Source organism: Chryseobacterium sp. (genome assembly GCF_022712095.1).
Lineage (GTDB): Bacteria > Bacteroidota > Bacteroidia > Flavobacteriales > Weeksellaceae > Chryseobacterium.
Map to the genome: position 1 here is coordinate 1 of NZ_JALAHD010000296.1, position 10,783 is coordinate 10,783.

7 protein-coding genes and 1 rRNA gene are annotated in these 10,783 nt (G+C 34.4%); 1 reads left to right on the forward strand and 7 read right to left on the reverse strand.

Annotated elements, in window-relative coordinates:
• The first annotated feature begins 13 nt into the window (after positions 1 to 13).
• Positions 14 to 121, forward strand: a 5S ribosomal RNA gene (gene rrf / locus Q0A18_RS14955).
• 122 nt (positions 122 to 243) lie between these two features.
• Here rrf and Q0A18_RS14960 read toward each other — a convergent pair.
• The 7 genes from Q0A18_RS14960 to Q0A18_RS14990 form a co-directional block, all read right to left on the reverse strand.
• Positions 244 to 864 carry a bifunctional precorrin-2 dehydrogenase/sirohydrochlorin ferrochelatase gene (locus Q0A18_RS14960; RefSeq protein ID WP_292010962.1) on the reverse strand — a complete coding sequence of 207 codons (621 nt, stop codon included), beginning with the start codon at positions 862 to 864 and terminating at the stop codon, positions 244 to 246.
• 4 nt (positions 865 to 868) lie between these two features.
• A complete protein-coding gene (locus Q0A18_RS14965) occupies positions 869 to 3,751 on the reverse strand; it encodes a TonB-dependent receptor (protein ID WP_292010963.1) in 2,883 nt (960 codons plus the stop codon).
• 147 nt (positions 3,752 to 3,898) lie between these two features.
• Positions 3,899 to 5,587 carry an NADPH-dependent assimilatory sulfite reductase hemoprotein subunit gene (locus Q0A18_RS14970; protein ID WP_292010968.1) on the reverse strand — a complete coding sequence of 563 codons (1,689 nt, stop codon included), beginning with the start codon at positions 5,585 to 5,587 and terminating at the stop codon, positions 3,899 to 3,901.
• Between the two features lie 12 nt (positions 5,588 to 5,599).
• Positions 5,600 to 7,297: a flavodoxin domain-containing protein gene (locus Q0A18_RS14975; RefSeq protein WP_292010964.1), complete on the reverse strand. Its 1,698-nt coding sequence runs from the start codon at positions 7,295 to 7,297 to the stop codon at positions 5,600 to 5,602.
• Positions 7,278 to 8,102 (reverse strand): uroporphyrinogen-III C-methyltransferase, encoded by an 825-nt coding sequence (gene cobA, locus Q0A18_RS14980; protein ID WP_292010965.1) that lies wholly within the window; start codon positions 8,100 to 8,102, stop codon positions 7,278 to 7,280. The genes Q0A18_RS14975 and cobA overlap by 20 nt, the downstream gene beginning before the upstream one ends.
• 79 nt (positions 8,103 to 8,181) lie before the next feature.
• Complete coding sequence (gene cysK, locus Q0A18_RS14985; RefSeq protein ID WP_292010966.1) at positions 8,182 to 9,090, reverse strand: cysteine synthase A; 909 nt, start codon at positions 9,088 to 9,090, stop codon at positions 8,182 to 8,184.
• Positions 9,091 to 9,118: 28 nt separating this feature from the next.
• The gene (locus Q0A18_RS14990) at positions 9,119 to 9,967 is read right to left on the reverse strand and encodes a serine acetyltransferase (protein WP_292010967.1); all 849 of its coding nucleotides are present in this window, start codon (positions 9,965 to 9,967) and stop codon (positions 9,119 to 9,121) included.
• Between the last annotated feature and the right edge of the window lie 816 nt (positions 9,968 to 10,783).

The following is a 10,783-nucleotide window of genomic DNA, read 5'->3' on the forward strand; positions in this document are numbered from 1 at the left end:
TATATACAAGCTTTAGGGTGGTTTTAGCGGTGGGGCTCACCTGTTCCCATTCCGAACACAGAAGTTAAGCCCACCAGCGCCGATGGTACTGCTAACGCGGGAGAGTAGGTCGCCGCCAGTTTTTATTTAAAAGTCTCATACATTACGTATGAGACTTTTTTGTTTTTATACCTATTACTATAATAACATTACATTAAAAGGATACAACAATAGTATATTAAGGAAACTAAGCTTTTATCTAGTTTATTTATACCTGGAAATATATTCTAAATACCGTGGAATATCTTCCGGATTATCAGAAAGACTTGCTGTTATTGTATTCAAAATTTCTAATTTACTTCTGAAATCGCCCGATAGATAATTACGTAGATTATGAAGATTATTCAGAACTTCATCAATGTCATTCGGAATATTTTCATCCAGTGTTTCCCTTAGTCTTTTTGCTATAGTAGGTGATTTGCCATTTGTAGAAATAGCCAGTTTTAAATCTCCTTTCTTAACGATGGATCCAAGGTAGAAATCACAAAGATCAGGCTGATCAGCAACGTTTACCAAAATATTTTTTGAATTGGCAATCTGTTTTATTCTTTGATGAAGAATATTGTTATCGGTTGCTGCAATGATTATGTCTATATTTTCTAAATCAGATTCATCAAATTCTTTTTCCTGATATTCAATATGAGAAAACTGACGGATTAGTTTTTTTATATTATCCCCAAAAGTCTTTGCTATGATTTTTATTTTAGTTTCCGGATTCTGTCTTAGCAGAGTTTCTGCTTTTTCATGTCCTACATTTCCGCCTCCTATGATTAGGAAACGGAGATGTTCTGTTTTCAGGAATATAGGGAATAAGGTATTGCTCATTGAATTATTTTTTTAAATTAAGATCAAATGTATAAGCTATATAATATAATCCACCGATAGTAGGACCCGCTGCATACTGATAATAATAATGATTAAGGATATTTGTTCCTCCGATTTTAATATTGGAATTGATCTCAGGAAATTTAATATTTATCTGAGCATCAATAGTAGCATATGATGGTATATATCCATTAGCCAAGGGACTTTGCCAATCGAATCCTGTCTGCCATTTTCCAACAATATTAAATCCTATATTTTTAAATATTTCCTTATTGCCAAAGCTTAGATTAAACATCCATTTTGGAGTATTGAAAGCTGTAATAAAAATGTCATTGCTGTTATTGGAAATTAAATCGTTATAACTAACATTTGTTGAGATCGTGTAGTCTTCATAAAAATTATATCTGATACCAAGAGTTGAACCTAAACTTTTATATTTGTTAACACTATTGGTAAATACTCTAAACCTGGTTTGCTGAGTTTTATCTAACATATCATTAATTCCAGCAAGTGTTCCGATATCACCATTCTTAGGAACTGCTACATCTACCTGTCCTAAGAATCCATCGTAGATATTATAGTAAGCATCCCAATCAATCGCAATTTTGTTCTCGTTGAGAATGGTTCTATATCCCACTTCAAAAGAATTTATTTGTTCAGGCTTCATTTCAGGAAGATTGGATGCTACTAATAACGATTTGCTATTCTGAACAGCAATGTCCTGACCTTGTCCTGAAGATATTGCAGAATTTACAGCAGCGTTAAAGAGATCAATTGAAGCCAGTGTATAAGAATTATTTAAAAACCCTTGTCCATCATTAACCATCTCAAGACCACCGACACGTCTTACTCCTCCGTTATTAACATATCCCAATGCTTCAAAAATGGATGGAAATCTAAATCCATTTTGATAGGATGCCCGGAAATTATGTTGTTTTACCGGAGAATATACGACAGCAATTCTTGGATTGAATTTAGTTTTAAAGAGAGGGTTATGATCTACCCTTAAAGAAGCGTTCAACTTTAATTTATTATCTAAAATTGTTTTAGTAATCTGAGCAAAAGCTCCCAATTTTTTATACAATTGATTATCTCCGAAGCTTCCGTCAGCTAAAGGTGTATTTCTTTCCACCACAGGGCGGTTAAAATCCACAAAATTATTACCATCCGGCAATACAGAATAAACACGATAATCAGCTCCGACTAAAAGATCAAAATATTTTACATATCGGGAAAGATTATAAGTGGCATCTATATTATAAGTAGTAGACTCTTGCTTTAACCAGGCTCCCCCAGTAGCCGGCGCTGTGGAATAACCGGCATTTACATGATCCCAATTATTAATTCCGATAATTGTATTTTTCAAAGAATTAAAAGAGACTGTTCCCGGTTCTACACGTCCCTGATCTGCTGCCTGTCTTGCTTTTATAAATGCATTAGCAAGATCAGTTCCTGCGTTGATTTCATTTTGTAAAGCATTTTGAAAAGAATTAGCCCAATCTTTATTAGATTTATTCGTTAAGTCTAAATTATCGGCTAAAGGTTTTAAGTTATAAGACTTTCCTGTATTTTCAAGTGAGATATATCCTTTTATGTCAAAATCTTTTCCTTTGATTTCCACTTTATGGTTCTGAACAGTTGCTCCCTGTAATCGAATCTTATTGCCCCGCTGAAAGGTTCCGTCTAAGAGCCCATAACGATAATTATAGGAAACTTCGGTATTCTTAAATATTTTATAATAAAGACCAGCATCAAATTTTATATTTCTTACTGTAGGATCTACCAGATCTTTTTCCAGATATCCCGTTCTGGAAACATTGAATATTTGAGTTTTGCCATTGATGGTTGCTTTTACGGTGGTTCGGTTATTTCTTTCATCACCATATTTATTCCATAAATCCTGTGCCGGATTATTGGTTCCGTTTAATTCAGAAAAACCGGGATTCGCAGTTGCCAGATAATTTGGATTCTGGTCTATTAAAGTATTGGAAATCCAGTCTACTCCTGTTAAGTACGAACCATTGATTTTAAAGGCAATTTTATCACTTATTTTTTTAGCATATCTCAAAGCTACTTCATGGGTAGAAGCTGCTCCCCGGCTAGCATCATCAATATGATTGATTCCTCCCCGGAAATACAGACTCAAACCTTCTGTTTTGAAAGGATTTTTGGTCTGTAAACTGGCAAGTCCATTAATTGCATTCATTCCGTATAAAGCTGAAGCTGCACCAGGTGTTATTTCTAAAGCCTGTATATCAAGTTCCGTGGGGCCAATTGCATTTCCAAGGGGAACTCCCAATGTAGCGGCCTGCACATCCACACCATCTACAAGCTGCATAAATCTGAAGTTATTGGGAGAGTTAAATCCTCGGGCATTAGGGACTTTCAGTGTTAAACTGGAGGTCAGCAGCTGGACTCCTTTTACATTTTCCATAGTTTCATAGAAAGATGGAGCTGGTGTTTCTCTAATAGCTTTAATATCAATCTTTTCAACAGAGACAGGAGATTTCAGTGTTTTTTCTTCTGTTCGAGGGGCAGTAATAACCACATCATCTATAATATGGGCTTGAGAATTAAGTTCTACAGAAATTTTGTTTTCGGCATTAAGGATTTCCAGCTGAGTAGGTTCATATCCTTTCTTTTCTACAATGATTACAAACGGAAAATTTATTCTTGTTCTTAGTTTAAACTCTCCATCGGCTTCACTCACTGCCTCCTCAGAAGTATTTTTTACTTTGATATGAGCTCCTGAAAGAGAAATGTGATCCTTGCTTTTTATAGAACCTGTAATTTCTACTAATTGTTGCTGTCCATATATTGAAACTGTAGATAAGAGGAATATTCCTAATGTATATTTTTTAATCTGTTTATTATTTGAAACTTTCATTTTTTTATAGTATTTATTTTTCGTTCATGTATTAATTATTTGGGGACATAATTAACAGCACATACTTGAGAAATAAATATTTCTGATGAATCTGTTTTTGGGATAAAGTGTGTTTATATTTTTTAACAATCCGTGTTTCATTCCTGCTTAATTTTTAAAAATGGTTCTCAATGTAAAATCTCCGAATGTTTCTTCTGATGTTCTGTTTTTAGAATAATCAGAGAAAAGCGAATCTAAAGTCTCAAGAATCTGAGCTTCTTCGAGATTTTCTTTATATTTTGAATTAAGCCTTGTTCCAAGACGATCCCCGCCTAAGTGCAGATTATACTTTCCGTAAGCTGTTCCGATAAGCCCTATTTCAGCATTCGGGGATCGGCCACAACCATTAGGACATCCGGTCATTCTTATGATAATGTCGTCGTTCTGAAGACCATATTTTTCTAGAATAGGCTCAATTTTTGTGATCAGGCTTGGAAGATAACGCTGAGCTTCAGCTAAAGCTAATGAACAAGTATTAAAAGCTACACATGCAATTGAGTTTTTTCTCAGTGCACTTGCCCGATTTGTATAATCTGAAATACCATGCTCCTGAAGTATTGTTTCTATTACTTCTTTATCTTCAGGCAGAATATCAGCTAAGATTAAATTCTGATTACAGGTAAAACGGAAATTGGCTTTACCGGTTTCTGCAACTCTTAATAAACCTGTCTTTAATGAATACTCTCCTTCATCCAAAACCCTTCCACTTTCTACAAATAAGGTGAAATACCATTTTCCTTCATGGTTTTGTTCCCAGCCGTAACGGTCTTTTCTTTGGGTAAACTCATAAGATCTTGCTTTTTCAAACTGAAAACCGCAACGTTCTTCTACAAGACGCTTGTATTCTTCAACTCCCAGTCTATCAATAGTATATTTTAAGCGTGAAAGTTTTCGGTCACTTCTGTTTCCATAATCTCTCTGAACCGTAATAATTTCATATACAGCTTTTAATACTTTTTCTTCCGAATCAAGAAATCCAAAAATAGAAGCTAATCTTGCATAGGTTGCTGCATTTCCATGAGTGGCACCCAGACCACCACCGGCTCCTATATTAAAACCTTTGAGTTCTCCATCTTCAATAATGGCTATTAACGCAATATCGTTAATAAAGACATCCACATCATTGTTAGGTGGAACAGCAATTCCTATTTTTAATTTTCTCGGTAAATATCTGTTCTGATACAACGGATCTTCCGGATTCTTTTTTTCTTCGATCTGTTCTTCATCAAGCCATATTTCATAATAAGCTGTTGTTTTAGGAAGACAAAGCTCACTTATTTTAGATGCAAATGCATGAACCTTTTCATGTAATGGTGATTCAGATGGATGAGATGTGCAGGTAACATTTCTGTTAACATCACCACATGCTGCTATGGAATCCAGGTGAAGAGTATTGAAAGACTTTATCGTTGGTTTTGTTTGAGATTTTAATATCCCATGGAGCTGAACAGTTTGTCTGGTAGTGATTTTTATAGTTCCTGTAGAATATTGTCCTGCGATATGATGTAAGCCAACCCATTGCTCAGGGCTGATCAGTCCTCCGGGAATTCTCAAGCGGATCATATAAGAATAGAGCCATTCCAGTTTTTTTTGATTTCTTTCCTCTCTTCGGTCACGGTCATCCTGCTGATACATTCCATGGAATTTTACCAGTTGTTGATCCTGTTCACGTAATGCACCTGTATACTGATCTGAAAGACTTTCTTCCAGAGTTCCTCTTAATCCATTACTTTCGGTTTTTATTTTTTCTACCGGAGATAAGTTTTTCTGTTCTGACATTGTTAAATTGTGTTTTATATATTTTAAATCTTAATAAACATCTTTAGCGAATCGTTCATTGTCTTCAAGTTCATCCAGATAAAGCTGAGCTTCTTCTTCAGTTTTCCCGTTTTCCTCAAGAATTTCAAGAAGTGTATTCCTAACATCATTAAACATGGGATCTTTACTTCCACATACGTACAGGTAAGCTCCATTTTCTAACCATTCATAAACTTCGGAAGATTTTTCTTTTAATCGATCCTGTACATAAATCTTCTCATTTCCATCTCTTGAAAAAGCAAGATCCAAATTAGAAATCGCCCCTGTTTGTAAAAAACTTTGAATTTCTGTCTGATAAAGGAAATCAGTTATGAAATGCTGTTCTCCGAAGATGAGCCAGTTTTTTCCTGTAGCCCCGGTGGCATCTCTTTCTGTGATGAATGAACGGAATGGAGCGATTCCTGTTCCTGGACCGATCATAATGATATCTTTATTTTCGTCCGGAAGCTTAAAATGATGTGCTTTCTGAATATAAAATTCAACTTTCTGATCAATGTCCAGTTCCGAAAGAAATTCACTGCATACTCCAATTTTTTCTTTATCCTCAACAACGAATCTGTTTTTAGAAACCGTCAAATGGATTTCTGTGGTTCCATGTCCTGATGGAGAAGAGGAAACAGAATATAACCTTGGTGATTGAAACGGTAAGATAGAGATCACTTTTTCAAAATCAATATTAGACGGATACTTTTGTAATAGTTCCAAAAGACCTAATCTTTCCTCCTTAATATGATGACCGGTAAATTCAGCATATTTCTTCACTGTTGATTTGGAAAGGTAACTGATATTAAGATGTTGTTTTAAAAGTTCTTCTACGGAAGCAGTCACTCTTTCTGTTACTAAAATGGTGGAAGGATCAAATTGTACCAAGTTCAATATCTCATTAACCCTTTCAATTTTATTGGCAGGAATAATTCCTAGGGCATCTCCCGGCTCGTAATCAATTTCATCGTCCGTAGTAATTTCGATATGATAAGTTTCTTTGTTTGAACCGATATCATTTAGATTAATGTGAGTGGCTACAATTCCCTCATAATATTTTTTTGAAGAAGAACTTGATATTGTGTCCTTTTTATTTTGCTCAGTGGCATAAGGTTGAGAGTTCAATTTTTCAATAACTCTCTGGAACCAGTTTTCGGAATCCTTTTGATAGTCGGTATCACATTTTTGAATGGGCTCAAATTCCTTTCCCCCGAGTTGAAGGAATCGTTGTTGAAGATCTTCTGCTGTTTTACAGAATTCAGGATACGAAGAATCTCCTAATCCCAGGATTCCGAAATTCATTTTAGTAAGATCAATATCATTCTCTATAACATGATCATAGAATTTTTTTGAAAGAATAGGTGGTTCTCCATCTCCCTGAGTACTGATAACAAGAAAAAAATATTCTTCTTTAGGCAGATCATTGAATCGATATTGATCTACACCTGTTAGCTTCACCTGAATATTTGCTTTCTTGGCTATCCCAGAAAGTTGAGTTGCTAACCTTTTGGCATTTCCTGTCTCAGTTCCATAGGCAAGCGTTATTTTTTTAGGCTTTTGATTAATTACCGGAACTTGTGTTTTATCAGAAGATGTTTCAAGTAACCCTGTAATATAGCCATTTACCCATATTAATTCCTGTTGACTGAATTCTGAGAACAATTGCCTAATACTTTGTAGTTTATTTTCAGACAGCATTTTCGACATATTTATAAGTTAGATAATTATTAAGCTTTTCAACAGGAGGAAAATATTGATCTTCAGAAGAATTGTTTTCCAACCAATGAAATTGATCATGAAGTTCAACCACACTTCCAATGATAACCAATGAAGGAGAAATAAATTTTTTATCTTTTAACGTAGATTCATATTCTTCAAAACTACATGTATGAACTCTCTGCAATGGAGTAGTTGCCTGTTCTATGATGGCAATTTTCTTATCCGGTAATACATTTTCCCTTTTTAGCTTTTCAATTACTTTTGGAAGAGTTGCTACTGACATATAAAATACGAGAGTATCTTTAGTTTGGGCAAGATCTTTCCAGTATTCATCATTAACAAGATCGCTTTTATAATAGGTCATAAATCTCACAGCTGTAGAATACTCCCTTGCCGTAAGTGGAATCCCCGAATAGGACGCAGCACCCAAAGCAGCTGTAATACCCGGAATGATTTCATAAGAAATCGAATGGATTTTTAAAACTTTGAGCTCATCAAGTACGTTTGAAAATATGGATACGTCTCCTCCCTTTAACCGGGAAACAGTTTTCCCTTCCAGAGCGTATTGAACAATCATATCATTAATTGTGGATTGTGGAGTAGAAGCACCTCTCCTGCATTCTTTACCTACGTGAATGATTTCACCTGAAAAATAATCTTCTAAAATTTTGGATGAAACTAATCTGTCAACCAGTACTACATCCGATTTTTGCAATGCTTTGATTGCTTTTACAGTGATAAGATCCGGGTCGCCGGGTCCGGCACCTATTAAATATACTTTTCCTTTTATCATATTCTCTACTGTTTTTGTAGACTATTGAATTAAAAAAATATCCAACACTAAGGAAGGATAATTTCTGATTTATTGATTTTTAAAATAAACCTTCTACAGAGAGATACCTTTCTCCCGTATCATAATTGAAGGTTAAAACTCTTACTTTTTCTTTTTTGTCAGCAAGTATTTTAGAAATAGCAGCTAAAGAAGCACCCGAAGAAATTCCCCCGAAAATTCCCTCCTGCTTGGCAGCTTTTTGAGCAAAATCATAAGATTCATCCTTGCCGACTTTCACTACTTCATTTAAAATAGAAGTGTTCAATATGCTAGGTACAAATCCGGCACCGATTCCCTGAAGAGGGTGAGGACCTGGAGCACCACCACTGAGTACCGGAGAAAGTTCAGGTTCTACAGCTATTACTTTTAGATTGGGAAATTTTTGTTTAAGAACTTCACCTACTCCTGTAATATGTCCTCCGGTTCCTACTCCGGTAACCAGATAATCCAGACCATCAGGAAAATCCTTTATAATTTCTTGTGCAGTTGTTTTCTTGTGTATTTCTACGTTGGCTTGATTATCAAACTGCTTAGGCATCCAGGAGTTCTCAGTAGAATTAATGAGCTCTTCAGCTTTTTCAATAGCTCCTTTCATTCCTTTTTCGCGTGGAGTCAATACGAAATCTGCTCCATATACTTCCATTAATTTTCTTCGCTCTACACTCATGCTTTCCGGCATTACTAAGGTAAGTTTGTATCCTTTAACCGCAGCGACTAATGCCAGACCAATTCCTGTGTTTCCACTGGTAGGCTCTATAATTTGTGTATCTTTATTTAATAAACCTTTTGCTTCCGCATCCTCTACCATTGCTAAAGCGATACGGTCTTTAATACTTCCGCCAGGATTTGTTTTTTCTAATTTTACATACACATCATGTTGTGGAAATAGTTTTGAAACTTTTACTACTGGAGTATTTCCAATTGTTTCTAAAATATTTTGAAATGCCATAACTAATATTTTTGTTAATACTTTTTTATTATATAACGAAATCAATAACATCCGGAAACGGATTGTTATCTTTTATCTTTATCTTATTGGTGTGATAAACTACTGAATTGGTAGAAACTGAATGGGTAAGCCATACATTTCCTCCGATGATACTTCCTTCACCTATTATTGTATTTCCCCCTAAAATTGTAGCACCAGAATAAATAACTACATGATCCTGAATTGTAGGATGTCTTTTTAAACTTGCAAGATCTTTTGATACACTTAATGCTCCTAAGGTTACACCTTGATATATTTTCACATGATTACCAATAATACATGTTTCCCCAATCACAACCCCTGTACCGTGGTCTATGAAAAAGCTTTTGCCAATTTTAGCTCCCGGATTAATATCGATTCCGGTTTTTCCATGAGCATATTCACTGATTACCCGTGGAAGAATTAAAACTTCCTGACTATAGAGCTGGTGAGCAAAACGGTGGATTGCCGTAGCAAAGAATCCAGGATAGGAAATAAATATCTCTTCTTTAGAATGTGCAGCGGGATCAAAATTTAAAACTTCTTCAGCATCTAATAATAACAGATCATATATATAAGGTATCTGCTCAAAGAATTGCTGTACCTGCTGATCTATAAAAGAGGAATCTTTTTCTTTAGATACTTTGGTAACTAAAATTTTCAACTGATCTTTTAGATAATTAAACTTGGACTGTAGCTCAGCCACTGATTGATATTCCAGATGATATATGAATAAGGTATCGAATAACTGCTGGATAAATGATTCTACCAGATGTTTCTCGTGGAAGAGATAGCTGTCTTCTTGCTTTTTAGCAAAGAGAGAGTTTAGAAATGCTTCTTCTTTATTCTGGTTCTCCATAATTTTTTCCTTGTACTATAAAATATCAATACAATAATTCTGCCTGAAATTACTTTTCTTTTTAATATAGTCTACAGTATTAATGGACTTTTTGATTAAAAAAAATAGATCACTGTCATATTAATATTAATACTATTCAACAGTATCATTTGAATTGTATTTTCCTTCAGCAAAAACTTTTATTGTGTTTTTTTAGATTAGCAAATTTAGTATAATAAATTAATCTACCAAATTAGTAGACTATAAATTATGGTGAAAATATATATTATAATGCTATATTCTCTTGCTCTCTCTAATTTAAAATTTTATTATTTGTATTAGAAATTTCTTTTGATTTTCCCTGAGAACAAGGTTGGGTTTAGTTGTTATCTTATTGTTAGTAACGTTGTGATTGATTGTAATGTGTTTGTGATTAGATAGTTGAGATAAAAGTTATCCTCAAATGATAAATTAAGTAATTATAATTTTGGAGTTGTAGGATTTAAAGGTCTATCTTTGCGGGACTGAAAAAGAATCAGTAGCGCAGGAGTAACGATTAAAGTTAAGTAAAATATTTGAGAATAAAACTTCAAAAAAGTTTTGTTGAGAAAAAAAAGTTATTTATCTTTGCCATCCCTTTAGAGGGGGAGCAGGAGTTTAAGAGATTAATATGTGAATGGGGTTTTAGGGTTATGAAAAAAAAACTTTAAATTTTCTTCAAAAACATTTGGTCATTAAGAAATAAATTTTTACTTTTGCACTCGCAAATACGGAATGAAACTGACAGAAAGAGTAGTTTTGTAGGCGCGAAAGAAAAGAGATCATTGAAATAAGATA

Excerpts from the sequence above, each read along its gene's own strand:
- Q0A18_RS14960 (WP_292010962.1), bottom strand. The coding sequence starts at position 864 with ATGAGCAATACCTTATTCCCTATATTCCTGAAAACAGAACATCTCCGT.
- Q0A18_RS14965 (WP_292010963.1), bottom strand. The coding sequence starts at position 3,751 with ATGAAAGTTTCAAATAATAAACAGATTAAAAAATATACATTAGGAATA.
- Q0A18_RS14975 (WP_292010964.1), bottom strand. The coding sequence starts at position 7,297 with ATGTCGAAAATGCTGTCTGAAAATAAACTACAAAGTATTAGGCAATTG.
- cobA (WP_292010965.1), bottom strand. The coding sequence starts at position 8,102 with ATGATAAAAGGAAAAGTATATTTAATAGGTGCCGGACCCGGCGACCCG.
- cysK (WP_292010966.1), bottom strand. The coding sequence starts at position 9,090 with ATGGCATTTCAAAATATTTTAGAAACAATTGGAAATACTCCAGTAGTA.
- Q0A18_RS14990 (WP_292010967.1), bottom strand. The coding sequence starts at position 9,967 with ATGGAGAACCAGAATAAAGAAGAAGCATTTCTAAACTCTCTCTTTGCT.